This is a genomic window from Dietzia sp. IN118 (genome assembly GCF_032905965.1).
Taxonomy (GTDB): domain Bacteria; phylum Actinomycetota; class Actinomycetes; order Mycobacteriales; family Mycobacteriaceae; genus Dietzia; species Dietzia kunjamensis.
Genome location: NZ_JAUMSR010000001.1, coordinates 1,141,414 through 1,164,144 on the forward strand (window position 1 = coordinate 1,141,414; position 22,731 = coordinate 1,164,144).

Annotated in this window: 13 protein-coding genes; 11 read left to right on the forward strand and 2 right to left on the reverse strand. The window is 66.0% G+C overall.

All coding sequences use genetic code 11. The features are described 5' to 3' along the window. Nucleotides 1-85: 85 nt before the first annotated feature. From Q2K20_RS05640 to brxC, 3 genes are read left to right on the forward strand one after another with little or no spacing between them, the layout of a single operon-like run. Entirely contained in the window at nucleotides 86-841 is a 756-nt protein-coding gene (locus Q2K20_RS05640; protein ID WP_317176725.1) for a hypothetical protein, read from the forward strand. Then, nucleotides 838-1,395 carry a BREX protein BrxB domain-containing protein gene (locus tag Q2K20_RS05645; protein ID WP_317176726.1) on the forward strand — a complete coding sequence of 186 codons (558 nt, stop codon included), beginning with the start codon at nucleotides 838-840 and terminating at the stop codon, nucleotides 1,393-1,395. Before Q2K20_RS05640 ends, Q2K20_RS05645 begins: the two co-directional genes overlap by 4 nt. Beyond that, the gene (brxC, locus tag Q2K20_RS05650; RefSeq protein WP_317176727.1) at nucleotides 1,392-4,052 is read left to right on the forward strand and encodes a BREX system P-loop protein BrxC; all 2,661 of its coding nucleotides are present in this window, start codon (nucleotides 1,392-1,394) and stop codon (nucleotides 4,050-4,052) included. The genes Q2K20_RS05645 and brxC overlap by 4 nt, the downstream gene beginning before the upstream one ends. A gap of 61 nt (nucleotides 4,053-4,113) precedes the next feature. Here brxC and Q2K20_RS05655 read toward each other — a convergent pair whose 3' ends face one another. Continuing rightward, nucleotides 4,114-5,523, reverse strand: coding sequence for an IS1380 family transposase (locus Q2K20_RS05655; protein ID WP_069389547.1), 1,410 nt, complete (start codon nucleotides 5,521-5,523; stop codon nucleotides 4,114-4,116). Between the two features lie 154 nt (nucleotides 5,524-5,677). On the opposite strand from Q2K20_RS05655, the gene Q2K20_RS05660 reads away from it, so the two are divergent. From Q2K20_RS05660 to Q2K20_RS05680, 5 genes are all read left to right on the forward strand, one after another. Further along, a complete protein-coding gene (locus Q2K20_RS05660) occupies nucleotides 5,678-6,523 on the forward strand; it encodes a hypothetical protein (RefSeq protein ID WP_317176728.1) in 846 nt (281 codons plus the stop codon). 1 nt (nucleotide 6,524) lies between these two features. Further along, nucleotides 6,525-9,737, forward strand: a complete 3,213-nt coding sequence (locus Q2K20_RS05665; RefSeq protein ID WP_317176729.1) for an Eco57I restriction-modification methylase domain-containing protein — start codon at nucleotides 6,525-6,527, stop codon at nucleotides 9,735-9,737. Continuing rightward, a complete protein-coding gene (gene pglZ / locus Q2K20_RS05670; protein ID WP_317176730.1) occupies nucleotides 9,734-12,067 on the forward strand; it encodes a BREX-1 system phosphatase PglZ type B in 2,334 nt (777 codons plus the stop codon). Before Q2K20_RS05665 ends, pglZ begins: the two co-directional genes overlap by 4 nt. Then, nucleotides 12,064-14,121 (forward strand): protease Lon-related BREX system protein BrxL, encoded by a 2,058-nt coding sequence (brxL, locus tag Q2K20_RS05675; RefSeq protein ID WP_317176731.1) that lies wholly within the window; start codon nucleotides 12,064-12,066, stop codon nucleotides 14,119-14,121. Before pglZ ends, brxL begins: the two co-directional genes overlap by 4 nt. Nucleotides 14,122-14,742: 621 nt before the next feature. Then, a complete protein-coding gene (locus tag Q2K20_RS05680; protein WP_317176732.1) occupies nucleotides 14,743-16,119 on the forward strand; it encodes a DUF3375 domain-containing protein in 1,377 nt (458 codons plus the stop codon). On the opposite strand, the gene Q2K20_RS05685 is transcribed toward Q2K20_RS05680, so the two are convergent. Continuing rightward, nucleotides 16,116-19,115 carry an AMP-binding protein gene (locus Q2K20_RS05685; RefSeq protein WP_317176733.1) on the reverse strand — a complete coding sequence of 1,000 codons (3,000 nt, stop codon included), beginning with the start codon at nucleotides 19,113-19,115 and terminating at the stop codon, nucleotides 16,116-16,118. The two genes, Q2K20_RS05680 and Q2K20_RS05685, sit on opposite strands and share 4 nt — an antisense overlap. 361 nt (nucleotides 19,116-19,476) lie before the next feature. Between Q2K20_RS05685 and Q2K20_RS18190 the strand changes: the two genes are divergently transcribed. The 3 genes from Q2K20_RS18190 (at nucleotide 19,477) to Q2K20_RS05695 (ending at nucleotide 22,708) form a co-directional block, all read left to right on the forward strand. Next, nucleotides 19,477-19,593, forward strand: a complete 117-nt coding sequence (locus tag Q2K20_RS18190) for a hypothetical protein (RefSeq protein WP_410494222.1) — start codon at nucleotides 19,477-19,479, stop codon at nucleotides 19,591-19,593. 20 nt (nucleotides 19,594-19,613) lie between these two features. Beyond that, the gene (locus Q2K20_RS05690) at nucleotides 19,614-20,426 is read left to right on the forward strand and encodes a hypothetical protein (protein ID WP_317176734.1); all 813 of its coding nucleotides are present in this window, start codon (nucleotides 19,614-19,616) and stop codon (nucleotides 20,424-20,426) included. Between the two features lie 155 nt (nucleotides 20,427-20,581). Beyond that, on the forward strand, nucleotides 20,582-22,708 hold the full coding sequence (locus tag Q2K20_RS05695) for an FAD-dependent oxidoreductase (protein ID WP_317176735.1): 2,127 nt from the start codon (nucleotides 20,582-20,584) through the stop codon (nucleotides 22,706-22,708). Nucleotides 22,709-22,731: the final 23 nt, after the last annotated feature.

A 22,731-nucleotide genomic window follows, 5' to 3' on the forward strand; every position in this document is an offset into this window, starting at 1 on the left:
CCGTAAAAGAGGCAGTTTTGAGTCGAGATTCCGCGCCGTGGTCGAGCGGCGCAAAGCGCCCGTCAGGTAGGAGTGCAACAGAGATATGACAAATTCTCGTACCCCTCAGAGCGATTTCGCCCTCGGCACATTGAGGACGACCGCCAGTCACACCATCGGCATCCCTCACCTCGTCGAGTTGCTCCGCGCAGTGCCCTCGCATGCCGCTACCGACAAGTACCGCGAGGCTGTCGTTGAGGGCAACGTTCTCGGTCGCCCGACGCTGTCTGGCCGACAGCGGTCATTTCGCCACCTGCGCGAGCTTTACTTCCTGGACCCAGCTCGCCCGGAGTTCGAGGCGCTGCGGCACTTCTGGGCTATCGATCCGTCATCGCACCCGCTCCTGGCGGGGCTGCTAGCCTTCACCCGCGACGAGGTGCTCCGCGCCTCGTTCGCCGCGATCGCGGACCTTTCGGTGGGATCAGGCGTGACATCGGCAGATTTCACCGCCGCGGTAGCCGCGCAGTTCGGCAACGAAATGTCGGAGTCAACCCTCGGAAAGACAGGCCGCAACACCGGTGCCTGCTGGACTCAGACTGGTCATCTCGCCGGTCGCTCCAAGAAGGTGCGTATCGAGGTCGACGCCCGCCCAGTCGCCATCGCGTATGCCGCCTACCTCGGACACCTCGCCGGCGGCCGTGGTCTCGGCGTCCTCAACAATCCGTGGGCGCAAATTCTGGGGCTGGCCCCCGGCTGCGCGTTGGAGGCGCTGCGCGACGCGCACACCCAAGGCCTCCTTGACCTGCTCGTTGCGGGCAACGTGGTCGACGTGTCTTTCCCATCCCTCGGCGGTGTCGCATGAGCCGCGTCTCCGATCTCGTTGATGCGTTCAAGGCCGAGTTGTCACTGACCTGGAAGGACAACGTCTCGGGCGGCGAGCGGGTGTGGATGCTCGTGTACCCGCCGGACCTCGAACGCCAGATTCGGCATGCGCTGCCGACAATGGAGCTTGCGAGCAACCAAGCGGGTCGCGGCTGGGTGGTCATCGACGTCACCAATGACTTCGGGCGCTGGCTGTTGTCGCACCGTCACGCGGAGGCGTTCTACGAGGAGCCGAGCGACCTCACGCAGTCGATCCTGGACCAGTTCGAGGCGACGCTGGTCACCCGTATACGCGAAGCCCTCGAAACGGCTCCCGCGAACGCAGTCGTGACACTCGTCGGTATCGGCTCAATCTTCCCGTTTCTGCGGGCATCGAGCGTGATCAAGTCCGTCGATTCAGCCGTGACTGGCCGCCTCCTCGTGCTCTTCCCCGGGCTTCACGACCCGGAGACTCATTCATTCCGCTTACTCGACGCGCGCGACGGATTCAATTACCGCGCTCGTGTCATCGATCTGCAGAAGGACCTCGCGTGACGACCAACAACGACCTGTTCATCCGGCCTCCGCTGAGCTTCGAGATTCCGAACGATGGTGTCACCAACGTCGACCGTCCTGAGGATTCCAACCAGTGGGATGTCCTCAAGTACGAGCTGGAGAGCTTCGTTTGCGAGGGCGAGTACGAGCACGGCCTCCAGCGCATCCTCGACTCCTACACCGGGCATCGGAATCGGACGACGCAGCCTGCCGTGTGGGTATCGGGTTTCTACGGCAGCGGTAAGTCGCACCTTGTTCGCGTGCTCCAGCACCTCTGGGCGGACACGAAGTTCCCGAACGGAGCGACGGCGCGCGGTCTCACCAACATCCCCCAGGGTCTTCAAGACCAGTTGACGGAGCTGACGACTCTCGGCCGGCGCGACGGTGCCGCACCGTGGGCGGCAGCGGGCGCTCTCGACCGCAGCGGCGACACCCTGAGCTCGGTCTTCCTCTCCATCGTCCTCGGGGCCGCGGGGCTGCCCACGCGCGTCGCGCCCGCTCAAGTCGCGCTGTGGCTCGCAGGCAATGGGCGCCTCGATGACGTGCGCGACTACGTCACGGCGAATGGAGGCGACCTCGTCGAGGAGCTGGGCGAGTACAACCTGAGCACGCTGCTCGCGAACGCGATCCTCGCGGCCGACCCCGCGTTCGCGTCATCGGCCCGGGACGTACGCGCCGCGTTGCGCAACCAGTTCCCGCCGGACACCCGCTCGCTTTCGACGGACGAGACGATCGCGCTGCTCAAGAAGATCCTTGAGTACGTCGGCGATGGCCAGATTCCGCCGTCGCTGATCGTCCTGGACGAGGTGCAGCAGTACATCAGCGGCGACGGCGGCCGGGCGATGGAGGTGCAGAATCTCGTCGAGTCAGTGTCGCGCGAGCTGAACGGTCGTGTACTGCTCGTCGCCACGGGCCAGCAGGAACTGACGGCTGATTCGACGCTCCAGAAGATCCAGGACCGTTTCACGGTCAAGGTCGTGCTCAAGAACCAAGACGTCGACGCCGTTGTCCGCCGTGTCTTACTGAGTAAAGAGCCCGCCAAGAAGCCCGGCCTCGACAGCGCGCTGTCCCTGGTCGCCGGGCAGATTTCCCGCCAGCTCATCGGCAGCAAGATTCAGCACACCGCGCCGGACGACAAGGATCTCGCCGAGGACTACCCGGTGCTCCCCGTGCGCCGTCGTTTCTGGGAAAGCGTGCTCCGCCAGGCCGACGCCGGCCGCGCTGGTCAGTTGCGTTCCCAACTCCGTATCGTTCACGAGGCGAACCGCAAGGTCGCCCCCCGGCCGGTGGGCACAGTGGTCGGTGCGGATTTCCTCTACTCGCAGAAGAACGATGACCTCAACGGCGCTGGCCTTCTTCTCAAGGAGACGCAGACGCTAATCCACGAGCATGGGCAGAAGGACCCATTGCGCGGGCGCATCCTCGGCCTCATCCACCTGATTGGTCTGCTCCCGACGTCGGATCACGGCGACATCGGCGTGCGGGCGACGGCAGACCATCTCGTCGACCTGCTCGTCGAGGACCTCGCCCACGATGGCGACCGGCTCCGGCAGCAGGTGCCCGTCGCGCTCGGGGCTCTCGCCGACGAGGGTGTGCTCCAGCAGGACGGAGAGGAATATCGGCTTCAGACCAAGGCTGGTCGTGAGTGGGACGAGGCCCTTCGTAGACACCACGCTCAGGTGACCGACAGTGAGGTGAGCACGGAGCGCGACTCGCTGTTGCTAGCGGAGGTCAACCGGGCTCTGCCCGCGACGATCCAGCAGGGTCGTGCCAAGGAATCGCGCAAGCTCGCGCTGCATGCCGACGCCTCGCTTCCGCCAGCCTCCGATGCGATCCCGGTGTGGCTCCGCTCGGAGTGGGACGAGGGAATCACGGCGAAGCAGTTCGAGGAGGCCGCCCGCAGCCTCGGCGTCGAGTCGCCTATAGTCCTCATCCACCTTCCTCGCGTCCAGGCTCCGGCGTTCGTGGCAGCGGTCCGCAACAGGATCGCTGCGCAACGCGTGATCGACCAGCAGGGAATCCCGCAGGATGACGAGGGCAAGCAGGCCCGAAGCGCGATGCAGACCCGCCTTAACCGCGCGACGGACCAGGTGAACGGCCATGTCCGTGACGTGATCTCCAAGGCGAACGTGCTCCTCGGCGGCGGTACGGCCCCGAATGGGCTCTCGCTGCGCGAGCGCATCGAGGCCGGCGCACAGTCCGCCGCGACCCGACTGTTCCCACGGTTCTCCGAAGCTGACGACACCCGGTGGTCGATGGTTAGGGATCGAGTGAAGAACGGGTCGGCAGCCGATGCGCTGAAGGCCCTTCAGTTCGATGCCGACCCTGAGCAGCATCCCGTTGTCAAAGAAATTCTCAGCCACGTCGGCCCGGTAGGCACGTCCGCGAGTGACGTCGAGAAGGCTGTGACATCGAAGCCGCTCGGCTGGCCGCGCGACGCGCTCATGGCCTCGCTCGGCGTGCTCCTCGACACCGGCGTGATCCGCGCGACGCTCAATGGGAGTGACGCGACAACGGCAGATGTACTCAAGCAGACCCGCCTCGGCAACGTGCAACTCCGCCGCGAGGTCACGGTGCTTAAGCCTCAATTCACCGATGAAGTAGCCGGGGCGGTCGCTGGCATGGTCGTGGGTCGTGACCGTATGGAGGGCGTGTGAGGTCCGCCGGTCTGCCCGGCTTTCCACTTTGGTTCCTGGTCGTAGGTGCTGGAGTTGGGAGTCAGATCGGCACGTTGGGCCGGCGCGGGGAGAAGACGGTGTCGTAGAGCGCCTGCCAGGCTGTTTGCCATGGCCAGCTTTCGGGTAGATGGAGTCGGAGCCGCCGGGCTGAGGAGGCGATCCGGGCCGGGATGTTGATGAGTTTGCGGCGGATCGTCGCGGTCGTCGCGCGTGCCAGGCTCGAGCTTGTGGTCAGGGTGGCGGCGGCGCGGGTGAGGTTGAACGCCATGACGGCGCAGGTCAGCCAGGCGGCGTTGGCGTTGAACACGCCCGAGGGCAGGTGCGCCAGCGCGGAGGCTTTCAGGTCAGCGTGGACGTTCTCGATGATCGCGTGTGCGCGGTGGGTCTTGTCGGCCGCCACTGTGTCGTACTGCTCTACGGATGTAGTGGTGAAGAACGCATGGAACCGCCAGGTATCGAACAGGCTCGCCTGCCCACTTGCAGCCTTGGGATTCAGGTCGGGGATACGGCGCACCACGAGCCGACCCGGCACCTGGTCGTTCTTGGGCTTCGAGGTGAATGCGGTGAAGTCGACCTCGGCGACTTCGGCGCGGGAGATCCAACGGTTGGTGTGTTCGTCGAAGATCGCGTCGGTGTAGTTGATCGTGGTCCACGCGTCGTCGTCGATGGTGGCGATGGCACGTTTGACCGCCGGGTCCATGCGTACGGTGACCGAGACCTCGGCTCCGGCGGCCAGGCAGGCGGTGACCATGCTGTGGGAGTAGAACGCCGAATCGCCTCGGACCAGCACGTCACGGCCGTGAAGGTGGGTGCGGCGGATCAGTGCCAGCGTGTCGGTGGCCAGCCGGGCAGCCCCTCGCGGGGACCCGGCAGAGCCCTTGCGCAGCCGTTGAGCGGCGATCACCGGAGCAGCCTGCTCGGTGGAGACCGTGGCCAGCAGCGCGTTCAGGCCACGTACCCCGGAGTAGCCGAACGAGGCGCCCTGCTTGGCGTGTCCGTAGACCTCCACGATCGTGTCGTCGATATCGACCATCACCGTCCCGGTGTCCGACTCATGACCGAGCAGTCCGGTGTGTTCGGCCAGTGCGCGCACGAACCGCGAGGCGATCGCATCGGTTTGGCGGACGTGGCCGAAGGTGAACTGCCGCAGGAACGATCCCAGCGTCGAAGGGGCGTACGGGCGGTCGAAGAGTGTGCCCATCGCCCCGTGGCGCAGCAGGGCCATGTCGTCGATGCTATCCGCGCCTGCGGCCATCCCGGCCACGAGCGAGGCCAGTTTCACTCCACCGTTGGAGCCCTTGTCGGTGGGCACGCTCAGATGCTCGTCACCGAGCCGGTGCAGGCCCGCCCGGTCGGCGAGTTTCATCAGCGGCACGAGGCCGGCGCCCGACACGAGGTTGGGCTCATCGAACGTCGCGAAGCTTACGGGCAGAGTGTGAGATAGTTGCATCTGCGGGATGCCCTTCTTGAATTGGCGATACGGACCTTAAGCAAGTCGTATCTTGCCAGTTCAGAAGGGCATTCTCGCGTTCCCACACCGCGCTAGAAGTTCATCTCATCGGTGGATCCAGGTTAAGCCCGCCGAGAAAATCCAGGCACGCCAGGTGCTGAGCAACCTCGGCTTCCCGACCGAAAACGACCGACTCGTGTCGGCTGTCGAACAGGCCGTCAAGTCGCTCGTCGACCGCGCGAAGGGCGTGAGTGGGCCTGCTCCGCTCCCTGACATCACCGTGCCAGGCAATATCCAGGTGATCGTGAGTGCGTCGGGGAACGACCGCGTGCACGCCCTGCTGGCAGCGAAGAGTGACCTCACGAGCTTCAACGACCAACTCGGAGACCTGGAACGCAGGCTCAAGAGCCGCACGCCTTCGCTCGAACTGGCGCGTTCGCTTGCATCCGCGACCACGGGGCTGGAGCCCGCGTCGGCGGCCCGTGAGCGGCTCGGCGCGCTGGCCGCGAGCCGCGATCTCCTCACCGACGCCGATCCAGTCGCCCCGATCGTCAAGGAACTCGCCGAGGCACTCCGCGATGCCATCCACGAAGCAGCCGTTGCGCTGCGCGACGCCCGCGCAACGGCTGTAGCAGGCCTCGAACAGCAGCCAGCATGGACGGCTCTCGACGATGCGAAGCGCGCGGCTCTCCTCACGGAACATCATCTCGGCACCGAGGCGGCCCCCAACCTTGCAGATGCGGCTGCCGTCCTGAAGGCGGCGCAGGCTCGGCCGCTCCAGGGGTGGACCGCTGAACTCGACGCCATACCACAGCGGGCCTCGCGGGCGATGGAAGCGGCAATTCAGCTCACGACACCTGCGGCCAAGATGACCACGGTGCGGGTTTCGACGGCGAGCCTGAGCAGCGCCGACGAGGTCGAACGCTACATCGAGGCCCTGCGGGTGCAGCTTCTCGACGCTCTGAACAGCGGTAACGACACCGTGATGGTGAAGGGCTGACATGACGACGGAAACGACGAAAGTCCTCAACTCCGACCAACGACGCTTTCTGGACGCCCAGACGCAGCGCGCCCGCGCCGCTGCACAACGCGCTGCCGACGATGCCCTGCGCGCTCTCGCGGTCGCCGAGCCGAGCCGTCCCGGCTACTTGAGTGATGAGCAGAACACACTCCGGATTGCGCTACGCGACAAGGCACGGCAGCTCGGCGATGACACGGCCGGCGCGGGTGCACCGCTTGTCAACCTGGTGCACGACGTCGCTTACGAGCAGTGGCATCGCTTGCTGTTCGCGCGCTTCCTGGAAGTCAACGGCCTACTCCGGCATCCGGATTACCGCGATATCCCGTTGTCATTGGAAGACTGCGGCGATCTCGCTTCTGACCTTGGCGAGCCGGACGCCTGGGCCGTTGCCGCGCGGTTCGCCTCGGAGATTCTGCCCGGCGTGTTCCGCCTCACCGACCCCGCGGTACAAGTCCGGTTCGCAGCCGAACACCGCAACGCGCTGGAGCGTCTCCTCCTCGACATTCCTTCCGAGGTCTTCACGACGGAAGACGCACTCGGCTGGGTGTATCAGTTCTGGCAGACGGCCGAGAAGAAGCGCGTCAACGACTCAGGCATCAAAATCGGCGGGGCCGACCTCTCGCCCGTCACACAGCTGTTCACCGAGAACTACATGGTGCGCTTCCTGCTGGAGAACTCACTCGGAGCATGGTGGGCCGCACGTCACCCCGACTCTTCGCTCATCGCAGGCTGGGAGTACTTCCGCCGTAGCGAAGACGGCGCCCCTGCGGCGGGCTCGTTCAGTGACTGGCCTGAACGCGCTGCCGATGTGACGGTGATGGACCCGTGCTGCGGCTCCGGTCACTTTCTCGTAGCAATGTTCGGGATGCTCTGGCGCATGCGAGCCGAGGAGGAGGGACTCACGCCGCCAGAGGCACAGGATGCCGTCCTCCGCGACAACCTCCACGGCCTCGAACTCGACCCGCGCTGCACTCAGATCGCCACCTTCAACGTCGCGCTCGAAGCTTGGAAGCAGGGTGGGTTCCGCGACCTACCCGCTCCTCAGATCGCGTGCTCAGGTGAGCCTGTTCGCAGCTCGCGGCATGACTGGGAGGCGCTCGCAGGCGACGACGCAGATCTCGGTCATGCAATGGCGCGCCTCCACTCACTCTTCCGTGACGCAGACACGCTTGGATCTCTCATCATTCCTCGCCCGACTAACGGTGACGACGGTCTCTTCGGTGCAGATCTACTTCTAGGTGCGGCGCCTGGCGACCTTCGTGCGCTGCTTGCCGATGCACTCCGTGCGGAGCGACAGGATGACACTGTTCTTGGGCATGCCGCCGATGAAGTTGCTCACGCGGTTGGCCTGCTCTCGCGGCAATACACGCTGGTCGCCACGAACCCGCCCTACCTGACGCGCGGTTCGATGGGTACGCGGCTCCAGAACTACGTTGATACTCATCATCCGAACGCGCGCGCAGACCTTGCGACGGCATTCGTCGAGAGGGGGCTCGATTTTCTGGCTCCGGGCGGGTCGCTCGCCGTCGTCTCTCCACAGGCGTGGCAGTTGCTCACGTCTTATGCCGATCTCCGCTCGGAACTGTTGCGGAACCGCCGATTCGATGCAGTCGCACGCCTTGGATCGGGGGCGTTCCGGCAGATTTCGGGTGAAGTGGTCAAGGTGACGCTCAGCCTCATCTCTGCGGCTGAGCCGACGCCTAACCACGCCTTCGTCGGCTTCATGGTGCATCAGACGGCGGGCGCGGATGCGAAGGCGACAGCACTGCGAACCGAAGGTGCGCTCGAAGTAGTCCAGGCGAGTCAACTGAAGAACCCGGATAGTCGAATCACGCTGACCCGCATTGAACCAGGAACACTGCTTGCTCGATGTGCCGATGGTCTTCAAGGAATCAAGACCGGCGACGACCCGCGCTTCCGACGGTACTTCTGGGAGGTCGACGACGCTGAGCAGGCGACGTGGAGCCATTTCCTGTCCTCTGTGCCAGCAACCGTGCCGTATGGCGGTCGAAGTTACGTCGTACGGTGGGAGAAGGGTCTCGGTGCGATGGCGCAGAGTCGCGGCGCCCGAATCGTTGGGAGGAGTGCATGGGGTAAGCGCGGTGTCCTGGTGAGCCAGATGAGCCAGGCGCTGCCCGTGACTATGTATACGGGCGAGCTCTTCGATACGAACGCATCGCCCATCGTTCCGCACGATCCTCAGGATCTGGGTGCGATCTGGGCATACTGTACGAGCTCGGAGTTCGCGGAAGATGTCCGGGACATCGACGATTCGCTGAAGGTCACCAACTCAACGCTTGTGAAGGTCGCATTCGAGCGGGACCGCTGGAGGAAGGCGTCCGCTGAAATGGGCCCGCTTCCAGCCTCTCACTCCGCCGACCCGACACAGTGGCTGTTCGATGGTCAGGTCGCTTCCTCAACCCAGCCTCTCCAGGTCGCGGTCGCGCGTCTCCTCGGCTATCGATGGCCGGACCAGGTTGCTGATGCTCTCGACGCACATGTCGACGCCGACGGAATCGTTGCTCTGCAATCACTCCCCGGCGAAGCCGACGCAACCCCACGCCTACGCGCTCTGCTTGCCGATGCCTACGGCGGTCGTTGGTCCGCCGCGATGGAACGGCAGCTCGCCACGGCGGCCGGCGGCAAGAGCGGGCGATTGGAGGACTGGCTACACGACTCGTTCTTTGCCCAACACGTCAAGGTCTTCGACAACCGACCGTTCCTGTGGCACATCTGGGATGGGCGCAAGGATGGTTTCTCAGCGATTGTGAATTACCACCAGCTTGACCGGCAGACGCTAGAGAAGTTGACCTTCACATCGCTCGGCGCCTGGATTGACCGGCAGAAACACGAGGCACGCGCAGAGCGAGCCGGTGCTGATGTCCGACTTGCCTCGGCTGAGGAACTTCAGCGCAAACTCAAGTTGATCCTTGAAGGTGCACCGCCGTACGACATTTACGTGCGGTGGAAGACCATGGCTGAGCAACCGATCGGCTGGGAGCCCGACCTTGACGACGGGGTGCGGCTCAACATCAGACCATTTGTCACTGCTGGTGTGCTCAGGTCGAAGGTCAACGTGCATTGGAAGAAAGACCGTGGAACGAATCCTGATGGTTCGGAGCGGATCAATGACCTGCACCCAACGCTGGAGGGGCGGCGTGCCGCCCGTCGCGAGGCGGGCGATACTGAATGACACTCGTCCGTGCCGTTGTCGCCAAGGCTCTCCGTGACGCCGCTGCCTTCAATGCGGGGGCGAACTCGGCCCCAGCGGCCGTTCTATGGGCCGACCCGGAGCGGGCATGGGAGTCTGTGATTCGCAGCCTCCAGGAGGCAGTGCCCATCCTCGTGCTCGGAGAATACGACCCCGCAGCTGCACGGGGTCCGGCGCTCTGGCTTCGAACCGCACTCGCCTCACCCGAGTCAACGGCGCTGCCAGCTCATCTCGCTGAACGAGGCGAACGTAACCCGTGGGTGATCTACCTTCCTGGTGTCAGTCGAGGTTCCGTGGTCGAGGCGGCGGCGCTCGATGACTCGCTCGCGCCGCTGGCCGAGGTTGCGATCCGCTCGAACTGGTGGCCCTCTGCCCACGGCCATACGCCCTGGACGCCGCACTCGTTCTTTGCATCGAAGCAGGGTGGCGGGCTCGACATCGCGAGTGACAGTGCGACGAAGGCGGCCCTCGCTCAGGTGCTGGGCAAGTTCCTCTTCGAGGACATCGACGATCTCAAGCGTATGGGGCGTCTCGATTCGTCTCGCCTGCACCACCTCGTTCTCGATGACACTGTGCGCACCCTCCTGGAATGGATGAATGATCCGGACGAGGTGAGGGCTTCGCTCGAAGGTGCGCAGTGGCAGGCCCTTGTCGCCTCCTGCAAGTCCGTTTACGGCTTTGGCCCTGAGAAGGACGGCGCGCTCACCGCAGCCAGCAAGCTCGGCGGCCGAACGGGCGAATGGGGAGCGGTCTGGCAACGGTTTGCGGAGAACCCGAGCCGCTATCCGAACCTGCCTGTCTTGCTCGACCAGGCACGGCCCTCTGCAGTGCCGCTCTTTGGAGACACCGACCCACATCCTGACTCGTGGCCTTCGTGGAACCGCGACCAGGAGGACGCTCTTAGGTCCGCGCTCAATGCATTGGGCACTCATCCCGACCCGCGGGGTCGCGTTGAAGAACTCGCTGCCGCGCACACGTCGCGCGAAGACAACGTCTGGGCTGCTCTCGGCCAGGCACCGCTTGCACGCGCGGTTGGGCACCTGGCCGAGCTGGCCGATCGTGTTTCCACCGCTCCGTCGGCGTCAGACCTCAATGCTCAGGTCGCGTGGTATGGCGACCAGGGCCACGTGATTGACGACCTCGCACTGCGGACGATCGCGACGGCCAGGACCGCACAAGATAGGTCCGCTGTCGCTCACGCGCTCGGTGCGATCTACGACCCGTGGGTCGATCAGACCGCGCGAGCATTCCAGAAGGCCGCAGCTAGCGCCTACCGCGGCCAGACGGGCCTCGACGTAGCCGCCGGAACGTGCGTGGTCTACGTCGATGCACTGCGCTACGACCTGGCCACTCGTGTTGCTCGCCGACTGTCAGGGCTCGCGGCGGACGTAAAGCCGCGCCAGGCGGCTTTCCCCAGCGTCACGCCAACCGGCCAGCCGGCGGTGGCACCAATCAAGATCTGCGTGGCTGGCGGTGCCGCCTTCGACGCGTCCGACGATCAGGGACGATCTGTGAAAGGTGCAGTACTGCGGTCGGCCCTCGCTGGCGCGGGAGTGCAGTTCCTCGACTGGGATACCGCGCAGATTGGCGACCCGGCCGGAACGGGATGGACGCAGACGAACATGATCGACTCGTTGGGGCACTCGCACGGGCACCAGATGGCAGACCTCATCGACCACCACCTCGACCTCATCGCCGAGCGTGTTCGTGCACTGCTCGACGCAGGGTGGCGGAAGGTTGTCGTGGTCACCGATCACGGGTTCCTCTTGCCCGGTCAAGCAGCGCAGAAGGTCAACCTTCCGATACAGGTGACGGAAGGTGATTCTGCCCGCAAGCCGCGTGTGGCGCGGTTGAAGGCCGCCGCGGCGCGCCCGGACTTCCCGATCCTGCCCTGGACTTGGGACTCATCTGTCGACATGGTCAGCGCACCGGGAGCTGCTGCATTTGAGGCGGGCTGCCTGTACGAGCACGGAGGGCTGAGCCTTCAAGAGTGCGTGATTCCCGTCGTCACTGTGACACGCGGCGATTCGGTCGCTGCGTCCGTCCAGATTGAAGCTGTTCGATGGACAGGACAGCGATGCCGCATCGACTACGGCCCCGCCGAAGCCGAAGTGGTCGCCGAAGTTCGGCTTCGCCCCGCCGACGCATCGAGCGCCGTCGGTGGCCCGAAGTCGCCCACCGAGCCGGGCGAGGTCAAGGTGCTCGTCGATGAGGAACAGGCTCCTGCTGGGGCGAACGCGTGGGTCGTACTTCTCGACCCGAGCGGTGGAGTTCTAGCGCAAGCACAAACCACTGTAGGAGGCGTCGAATGACCGAGGCAATCACACTCGACGAGATCGACACGACCGCAGCGTCAGCCTTCGAGGGGTACGTCGTTCGCAAGGATCTCGCCCAGCAGTTCAAGGGCGCATACCCTGTACCGACCTACGTCGGAGAGTTCCTTATCGGGCGCTACTGCGCCACGACCGACCCGGAGGAGATCGAAGAGGGGCTCCAGGTCGTGCGACGGCTTCTCGCCGACCGCACTGTGCGAGCAGGTGAAGAGGAACTCTTCAAGTCGCGTGCGCGCGAGCGCATGACTGTCAAGCTTATCGACCTCGTCAAGGCCCGCCTCGATGCGAAGTCGAACGCCTACGTCGCCGAGCTGCCGAGTCTCGGGCTCCGCGATGTGCGCATCGACGATGCCGTTGTCCGTGACAACGAGCGCATGCTGACCGGTGGCTTCTACGCCGAGGTCGATCTGTTCTACGACGCCGCGATCGCTGACGAGAACAACGGCAAGCCCTTCGCTGTGGGGTCGCTTCGCCCCATCCAGCTCTCAACCCGTGATTCGCTCTCGCGTCTAGCCGAAGGCCGCTCACGGTTCACTACAGAGCAGTGGAAGCACCTCCTACTACGGTCAGTGGGCTTCGAACCTGCGCAACTCACCGAGCGCGAACAAGACGTGCTGTTGCTGCGCATGGTCCCGTTCGTGCAGCGAAACTTCAACATGGTCGAACTGGGGCCTCGTGGCACCGGCAAGTCCCACCTGTTCCAGCAGGTCTCGCCCTACGCGCACTTGATCTCCGGCGGCAAGGCCACCGTTGCCCGGATGTTCGTCAACAACGCCACTGGACAACGCGGCCTCGTCGCCCAATACGACGTTGTGTGCTTCGACGAGGTGTCCGGCGTCTCCTTCGATCAGAAGGATGGCGTCAACATCATGAAGGGCTACATGGAGTCGGGCGAGTTCTCACGGGGTCGCGAGTCCATCCGGGCTGACGGTTCGATCATGCTCGTCGGCAACTTTGACGTGGACGTAGCCCACCAGCAGCGTATCGGGCACTTGCTGTCGCCTTTGCCGCCGGAGATGCGCGACGACACAGCATTCATGGACCGCATCCACGCCTACCTGCCAGGCTGGGATGTTCCGAAGCTCAACCCGACCTACTTCACCCATCACTTCGGACTCGTGAGTGACTTCCTCTCCGAGTGCTGGTCGCGTCTTCGTGACCAGTCGCGCCTCGCATCGATCCAGGGGCGGGTCAACTACTCCGATGCGCTGTCGGGTCGAGACTTGTCGGCCGTCAACAAGACGGTCGATGGCCTGCTCAAGCTCCTATATCCCGACGCTGAAGTTCCCATCTCCGACGAGGATCTCGAATGGGCCGTTCGGATCGCCTTGGAGTGTCGTCGTCGCGTCAAGGAGCAGCAGCGCCGCATTGGCGCAGCAGAGTTCCGCAACACCCAGTTCGGCTACCGCCTCGGCGAGGGGGTGGAGCAGTTCGTCTCGACTCCCGAACTCGCTAGCCCCGACTCGATCGGCCTCGATCCGTTGCCACCTGGCCAAGTGTGGGCGATCTCCGAGAGCAGCGGTGACGTCGGCCCGGGGCTCTACCGGATCGAGGCGGCAGACACGCCCGGATCAGGCGCACGCGGGCTGCTCAACCAGGCCGCTCCTGCCACGCTCCGGGAGAGCTTCAAGGTCGCAGAGCAGAACTTGATCGCTCAGGCGCGACAGCTTGTCGGTGACCGTGACCCGCGCGAGCACAACCTCACCGCCCAGATCCGCGCACTCGACGCCGCGAAGACCGGGGCTGGCCTCGGACTCCCGATCCTCCTGGCACTGGCGTCGGCGATGCTCCAGAGGTCGATCCGTGGTGGCCTCATCGCGGTCGGGAATCTTTCGCTCGGCGGTGGTGTCGAGACCGTCTTGAACGCCGCGCAACTAGCGGAGCACGCCATGGAGAAGGGCGCAACGTCGCTACTGCTGCCAGTGTCCGCACGCCGTCAGCTCCTGGACGTCAGCGATGAGGTCGCTACGAAGGTGTCGTTCATCTTTTACAGCGACGCCCAGGACGCTCTGGTGAAAGTGCTCGACGAGTGAGCGCGGGCATGAGGTGGGGAGTCGCACTTTAGGGCCTGAAGTCGCAGGGGGCGCATCAGTGCAGGATCCGCGCGAGGTGCTGCCCCCGAGGGCCGGGACTCGACGTTGGTGACTCCTCAGTCCGATCCGTCTGATTGGTACAAGTCGCGCCAGAACATGGTTGTCGCCGAGTCGATCCTCAACCGGATCGTCGCTGGTGCCGAGATCATCGCCCATAAAGGGCCGAACATGAGACGACACCCCGCCACGACGCTGTAGCGGCCCAGCGGTCGGACGGGCAGGCACGGCTATCGGATACACGTCCGACCGCTATCCAATCATCAGAACCGCGCTACTCGAAACGCACCCCAAGCAGCCGAGACGATGTCAGGGGCGGGAGACATGGTGCGTCTGAGAGTGGAGGGCGCATTGTGGACTTCGGAGAACTCTCGCGGATAGTCCCGTGAGGAGTAAGGGTCCGCCAGGCCGGTGTTGTCGACATCCCCCCACCCTCCGGCCCCCACATCAGCTGATCCCCCCGTCCCTCCCTCGCCCCGCCGCGGCCTCCTCACCCCCCACTCCTAGACTGTCCCCTCGGCGCACGAGCCGCCGCCGACAGTCCACCCACCCCGAGGAGCCCACGTGGAGTACGCGCAGATCGAGGCGCTACGCGAGGGGCATCCCGCCTGGCGGATGCTGCGCGCCACCCACGCGCCGCTGCTGCTCACGGTGTTGGGCCGGTTCTTCGTGGAGGAGGGCCGTGGCGCCAGCTCCGAAGGGGAGCTGGTGGCGGCGCTGGACGACCAGATCTACGCCATCAACGCCCTGGATCCGCAGAACCCGCGGTTCCTGCGCACGGCCGCCGAGTACCTGGCGGACTGGGCCGGCCCGGAGGCGGGCTTTTTGCGCCGCTTCTATCCGCTGGGCGCCGACGAGATCCACTACGACGCCACCCCGGCCCTGGAGAAGGCCTACGCCTGGGTGCAGGGGCTGTCCGAGACTTCCTTCGTGGGCACCGAGTCGCGCCTGCAGACTGCGGTGGACCTGCTGCGCCAGATCGCCCAGGGCACCGAGTCCGACCCCGCCAAGCGCCTGGACCAGCTCGAGCGCCGCAAGCAGGACATCGAGCGGGAGATCGACCAGCTCCGCCAGGACCCGGCCTCCGGCCTACTGGACCGCACCGCGGTCCGCGAGCGCTATCAGCAGTTCGCCACCACGGCCCGCGAGCTGCTGGCCGACTTCCGTCAGGTGGAGGAGAACTTCCGCGCCCTGGACCGCTCGGCGCGCGAGCGCATCGCCACGTGGCAGGGCAGCAAAGGCGAGCTGCTGGCCGAGCTCGTCCACGGCCGCAGCATGATCGACTCCTCCGACCAGGGCCGCAGCTTCCAGGCCTTCTATGACCTGCTGCTGTCCACCTCGGGTCAGGAGGAGCTGTCCATGCTGCTCGAGCGCCTGACCGGCATCGACGAGCTCGGCGCGGACCGGCGCCTGCGCACCGTGCACCACGGCTGGGCGGAGGCCGCGGAGCGCACCCAGCAGACGGTCCGCAACATCTCCGAGCAACTGCGCCGCTTCACCGACGACCAGGTGTGGCTGGAGAACCGCCGGGTGCTGGACCTGGTGCGCCAGATCGAGACGTCGGCGCTGCAGGTCCGCGAGGGCGAGCTGCCCGACCTCGGGCTGGAGCTGGAGGAGACCAACATCGACGTGGCGCTGCCCACGGATCGTCCGCTGTTCACCGCCCGGCCCGCCGCCGAGGTCAACAGCCTGCTCGATCCTGTGGACACCGAGGAGGTCGACACCTCGGTGCTGACCGACCAGGTCGTCGTCGACCCCGCGCGCCTGGCCTCCCGCATCCGCGCCCTGATCCCGGTCCGCGGCACCGCCCGCCTGGAGGACATCGTCACCATGTACCCCCTGCAGCACGGGGCGGCCGAGATCGTCGGCTACCTGGCGCTCAAGGACGACGACCTCGAGGTGACCACCAACGAGCACGAGGAGACCAAGCTACTGGTCTAGGAAGTCGGCGGAGCCAGCCCATCTCGCACCGCCTTGGTCAGTCGCACGTACTCACCCGTGTCGGGATCGCGGATCCAGGTACGCGCGCCGGCCTTCGGCAGCCCCCGGGCTGCGAGCGTCCTGGGGTCCGGCCGGTACCAGTTGGTCACCCGGATGTCTTTGACGACGTGGACGATGTCCGGTTGTCCGGCGGGCGGGACCGAGGCCAGCGCGCCACCGATGTCGGCCGCGGTAATGGGATCTGAGCCCCATAGGTCCACCGCGGCGACGGCGACCGGGCCCATAGCGCCATCCACTTCGTACAGCACGGCGAGGTCCACCTCGGGCAGATCCCCGAGTGCGTCGGCGACCTGGATCGGGTAGACGGGACCGTGCTCGGTGTGGACGACCGAGCTCGCTGAGCCGAGCAGCCAGAAGTCGCCGTCCCTGTCACGCTCGAAGATGTCATTGGTCGACACCCACGTGTCGCCGGGGCGAAACACCCCACGGAGTTGGCGCACGGAAGCGTCCAATCCGAGCCTGGGCCGGGTGAGAAGTACGCCGGGTGCGTCGACCTCACTGGGTATGGCGAAGCCATCGGGGCCGGCGAGGATCGCGCCGGTGTCGGGGTCGGCCTCGACGAGACGCACGTCGGCGGTGCCGGGCAGTGGACGTCCGCGCGCGCCCGGCTTGGAGGTGGTGAGGTTGGCCAGGACCACATCGGACTCGGTACCGGCATAGAACTCAAGGACCCGCGTGCCCGGGTAGCGGTCCAGGACCCGCCGCCACAGCCCACGGGGCATGCCTGACCCCATGAAGAGTGAGAGTGTCGGGAGCGTCTCGCGCGGATGCACTGGCCCGCGCACCAACTCGCGCATCATCGCCCAGGTGTAGGACACCACCGTCACGCCGTAGCGGCGGATCTCCTCGTCGAAGGTCGCCGGATCGAAACCGCGGGAGAGCGCGATCCGGGCTCCTCCCGCCACGGCGCCGCCGACGGTGGTGAGCAGGCCCGATGGGTGGTGGAGAGGGCTGAGGCAGTAGACGGTGGACTCGGTGGTGAGACGCGCGGCGCTGGCGGTGCCGAACGCGGACGCCGCCCACCGGTGGTTGGTGACGAGCTTGGTCTGCCACGTGCCCGTGGAGCGGGTGAAGAACACAAAGGCTAGGTCACCCCCTCGGCCGGGATTCGGCCGGTACCAGCGGGGCAACTCCACCGCCTCGGGGTCGATGCGCTCGAGGTCCACGATGTCCTCGCCGAGGTGGGCGGGCAGGTCGCGCTCACCACCACCACCGCCGAGCACGAGCGCCCGCGCTCCGGCATCGGTGACCTTGGACGCGTGCTCGGGGTCGGCGACCACGTCGGTTACGGAACTGAGCCGGAGGAGCTCCGGCAAGGACTGGGAGGGGGGCAGCAGCACGGCCACGGCACCGAGACGGGACAGTGCGGCGATCGCGACCAGCGCCGAGGGCCGCGTCTCCATGACCACGCCGACGTGGTCGCCCTGGCGCACGCCTACGGTGATGAGGCCCTTGACCACGTTCGTGATCCGGGTGTCGACGGCCGAGTACGTGTGGACGCGGTCGGAGAACAGGAAGCACGCGTCGTTCGGCTGGTTCCGGGCGCGTTCGTCGATGATCTTGGCGAAGGAGATCCGGGTCGCGGGCTGGATCTGCCCCAGCCGGATGAGACGCGGTGCCGCGCGCACCGCCTCGTATCCGACGGCTCGCGTCGTCCGCAGGGCGCCCAAGGCGAGCTGCCCCGCACCGCGCACCACGCCGACCCCGAGTCCAGCGGCCTGGAACGCCCCGTCCGCCGCGAGCATGATCGCTTTGGTGGGGGAGGAGTCGATGACAGTGTCGGGGTCGACCTCGGTGATGCCGTCCGGTCGAGTCCCTCGGTCTTCGATCCAGTCGACCCACCTGGTGACGGTGGGCCACGTCAGCGAGGCTGCGGTCGAGCCCACGACGAGCCCGAAGTGCCCGGCGCGGACCGAAAAATCGTAGACATCGGCCGCGGGAGCGACGGACGCGATCTTGCGGACGCCGGCCGGGACGCCGATCTCGTCGACCTCGCCGAAAACGGCGAGGACGGGGCAGGTGATGTCGGCGAGTGAGACGACGTGGTCGCCGACGACGAATCCACCGACCATCATCCGGTTCTGGACGATCACCTGCTGCAACATGTCGACGATCGCGGGCCCGGACCAGGCCACGAATCCCTCGCCCCCGATGAAGCGGCGCTGTCGCTCGTGGCCGAGGAGTGCCTCGCGGTTGTGGAGCTGGCGCAGGAAGTCCACCTGCGAACGGGCGGTCTTGATCGGATCGAGCAGACGGAACGCCGTCGAGGCCAGCCACCCGGGCAGTGGGCGTTCGTTGAAGACGTAGTCGGCGACAAGGCGTGCGATAGTGACGACCACCTGCTCGGGAATGCCGAGCGGGGCATTGCCGCGCCAGTCGACGGGGGAACCGAACGTCACGATGCTCTCGAGGTCGCGTGAGCGCCGGTAGGCCGCGGCCTGGTAGCAGAACATGCCGCCCTGGCTGTACCCACCGAGATGCACCGAACGGCCGGTGGCCGCGGTGACGAGGTCGACGGCGTCGCTCACGGCCACCACATGGTCGGTGAGGGTGCGCTCGAGACCGCCGGTCTCGAGGTCCGGGGCGCCGAAGTCGATCACCCACGGGTCCATGCCGGCCTCGTGCAGCGCGGCCACTGCGCTGGTCGAGGGGGACACGTCCCAGACCTCCGCGGAGATCATCATCGGCGGAACGAGCACGATCGGCGGCCGCGGCGGCTCGTCCTCATCGATGTGGACGCCACTTTGGCCAGCGTCCCCCGCCGCCGGCGGGTAGTAGCGGCGCAGCCGGAACATCGGGCGCCGTGCGACGATCTCGAACGGAGATTGCTCTTCGTCTGTCTGAAGGCCGCCGAAACGCACGACTTCGACCGCGTTCAGGACGAACGACGTCGCTGTCTTGAGCGCGGCCGAGACGATGTCAGGGTTGGGCGGCATGGTGCTTCCGAGGGTAGAGGGTGCAGCACGGGCACCGAGACGATCCAGCGGATAGCTCCGCGACTTGCGGCTGTCCGCCCCCGCCGGGCCGATCTCGTCGTCGCTCGCATCCCCGCTACAAAGCCGGGATCCTTCAGCATGGCCAGACCCACTTAGACGCTGCTCCCGAACGAGTGTCTTACTGAGAAGCTACTCTCCACCAATGGCCTCTCATAATAACTCGCTTATCCCAAACTGGGTGCCCGATCCCGCTGTCGCCACGTGGGCAGATCAGCAGGGCTTCGGGCCGGCGACCCAGATGTCTGACAAGTCGCTCAGAGCTCTAGCGAAAAGGCGGAGCGGTAAGCCGGCGGGTCTGTACATGTGGGAGGGTGAGGCCAACGAGGTGTACGTAGGAATCTCGAGCACGTCGGTGGTGTCGAGGCTGCGGCAGCACGTCAAGGACTATGATCACGCGAATATACAGTCGTTCCGATAAAATCTGCGAACACGGCAACCTTGAGGGCGGCAGAGCGCGAACTGATCTACGACCTCTGCCGAAACGGGTTCACCTGTTTCAACCGAGAGCACAGCGCGGTGATCTACGGGACGTCCGTTTTAGACGAGCTCGTCTCGGTGGAGGAACAGAAGGCATGGTTCAACAGCCCTGCGGAAGCCAATCTCGCTGATCTTCGGTCTGGCGAAGCCGATCGGTCTGTCCTCGGCGGAAAATCGGCGGAGGTGCGCTCGAAGGTCAGGTTCGAAGAGCTTTCTTCGCACCCTGAGTTCGGGTCGATTCTGGAAGCGCTTGCGACGTATCTGCACGGGTGCGTGCTCTTCCCGAGGCGCACGCAGGGCCAGTTCTGGTCCCTGTCGTGTCTCCCGAGCCTGAGAATGGGAGGCGGAGTCAAGCGTCTGGTGACGCTCAATATGGGGATGCTCGAGGTCTTTTACCTCAACGAGTTACCGGGCGGGAGGCTGGAACTCGGTGTCGCGACGGACAGCACCGTACTTCTGGCCCGCATGACGTGGTGGGCACTGAAGCATCGCGGTGCGTCGATGGCTGGTCCCGTGCACAAGTCCTCGGGACCCAACGCGGAGTATCTCATCTTTAGGTCTCCAACTGCGTTCGTGAAGGCGATGAAGAAGTCCGACAAGATTCGCTCCGCAGCGGCGAGGTACTCCCTGGACAGAACTCGTAGAGGCCGGGTTTCTGGGCGGTACGCCGATGCGCACAACGGGTTGCTGGCTGGGGCGGCGATCGACCGGGCGGCTGGAATTGGCTTGCCGACTGTGGGTCTGCGTGATGCCCTCGGTGCCGATGACGAGTAGTTGCTCGTAGCCGACTGAGCCGGCAAGGCAGCACCTGGTAGGGGATTGCAAGACGCACTCGCTGGCGTCGTCGTCGTCCCTTTCACCCCGTCGACTACAACCCACCGCCCCAAAAACTGGAACCTGTTCTCGACACCCGTCAACTCGGGCGTATCATGATCGACGTGACGACCCTCACCTCATTCCCTCGCCTCATGTCGCCCGGCCGCATCGGCCCCATGGAGACGCCCAACCGCATCGTCCTGCCCGCCATGGACATGAACGTGTCCGAGGACGGCGAGATCGAGCAGCGGGAGATCGACCACTACGTCGCCCGCGCCGCCGGCGGCGCCGGGCTGATCATCACCGGCGCGTGCGCGATCGCGTTCCCGGTGGGTGCGGCGTCCATGAAGGAGCCGGGGCTGTCGGACGACAAGTACATCCCGGGCCTCAAGGCGCTGGCCGACGCGGTGCATGCGGCCGGGTCCAAGCTGTGCGTGCAGTCCACGCACCACGGCAAGGTCGCGCGCGTGGACATCGCCAACGACCGCCCCCTCATCGCGCCGAGCACCCCGGACTACGACTACGACTACTCCGCCCTGGCCGACAGCACCGGCGAGGAGTTGGGTCGGATGGGCGCGGCCACCGGCGGCAAGAAGACGGTCTACAAGGAGATGGACCACGACGACATCTCGTGGCTCATCGAGACGTGGGCCGACGCCGCCGAGCGGATCGCCAAGGCTGGCGCGGACGCGATCGAGATCCACGTGGCCCACGGCTACATCCTGGGCGTGTTCCTCAACCGCCGCGACAACCTGCGCACCGATGAGTACGGCGGGTCGCTGGCCAACCGGGCGCGGCTGACGTGCGAGGTCATCGCCGCGGTCAAGGCGCGGGTAGGCGAGAAGCTCGCCGTGCTGGTGCGCGTGTCCGGCGAGGAGTACGGCCAGGACGGCGGGCTGACGCTGCCCGAGGCCACCGAGGCCGCGGTGCTTTTCGAGCGCGCGGGCGCCGACGCCATCCACGTGACCGGCTGGGGTCGCAACCCTTTCGACAACTTCACCGACGGCCCCCTCCCGGACACCATCGGCGCGTACGTGGACAACGCCGCGGCCATCAAGAAGGCCGTGTCGATCCCCGTCATCGCCGTGGGCCGCATGCTGCCGGAGGTGGCGGAAAAGGCGATCGACGACGACAAGGTCGACTTCGCCGCCATGGGCCGGCAGTTGCTCGCCGATCCGAACCTGCCCAACAAGTTGGCCGCCGGCACGCCGGAGCGCGTGCGCCCGTGCATCAACTGCTACCTCTGCGTGGCGGAGAACTTCTTCGACGACACCCCGTTCTGCGCGGTGAACCCCGCGCTGGGCAACGAGACTCTGCTGCCGCTCACACCCGCTCCGACGCGCGAGCACGTCGTGGTGGTGGGCGCCGGCCCCGCAGGACTTGAGTCGGCCTTGGTCCTGACCGAGCGCGGGCACCGCGTCACCGTGCTGGACAAGGCCGACCGTCTGGGCGGCACCATGTGGTTCTCCACGCTCACCACGCCTGACAACGAGCCGCTCATCCGCTTCTTCGAGGCTGAGATCAAACGACTGGGCATCGACGTGCGGTTGAACACCGAGGCCACGGTGGAGTCCATTCGTGCCCTCGGCGCCGACCGGGTGATCGTGTCCACCGGCGCCAAGCGTCCGGCTCCGTCCATCCCCGGTGGCGACCTGCCGCACGTGCACACGGGTGACTCGCTGCGCGCCACCATGCTGGGCACTGCCACCGCCGACGAGGCCGGGGTCTTCCTCCGGACTGTCGGGCGGCTGGGCAGACTCTCGACCATCACCAAGAGGCCGGCGTGGATTCGTCGATTGACCAAGATCGCACTGCCGATGGGCAAGAACGTCGTGGTGATCGGCGGCTCGCTGGTGGGCCTGGAGCTCGCGGAGTTCCTCGCCGAGCGCGGCCGCAAGGTCACCCTGCTCCACGAAGAGCAGCAGTTGGGTCTGCCGCTGGCGATGCCGCGTCGGTGGACCGCGGTTCGGCACGCCAAGGAGCACGGCGTCGACATCCAGCGCCGGGTGAAGGTCAGCCACATCACCGAATCTACGGTCGCCTGGACTGACGCCAAGGGGCGCGCCCAGTCCGCCGCCGCCGACATGGTCATCTACGCCGACGGCACCACGGCCGCGGCCCCGCTTGCCGACGAGCTCCGCGCCGCCGGCATCGACTGCGAGGTCATCGGCGACGCCGGCGAGGTGGGCTACATCCACGGCGCGATCCACTCGGCGTGGAAGGCGGCGGCGACAGGCTAAGACGCGGCGCGGCAGCGAGGGTA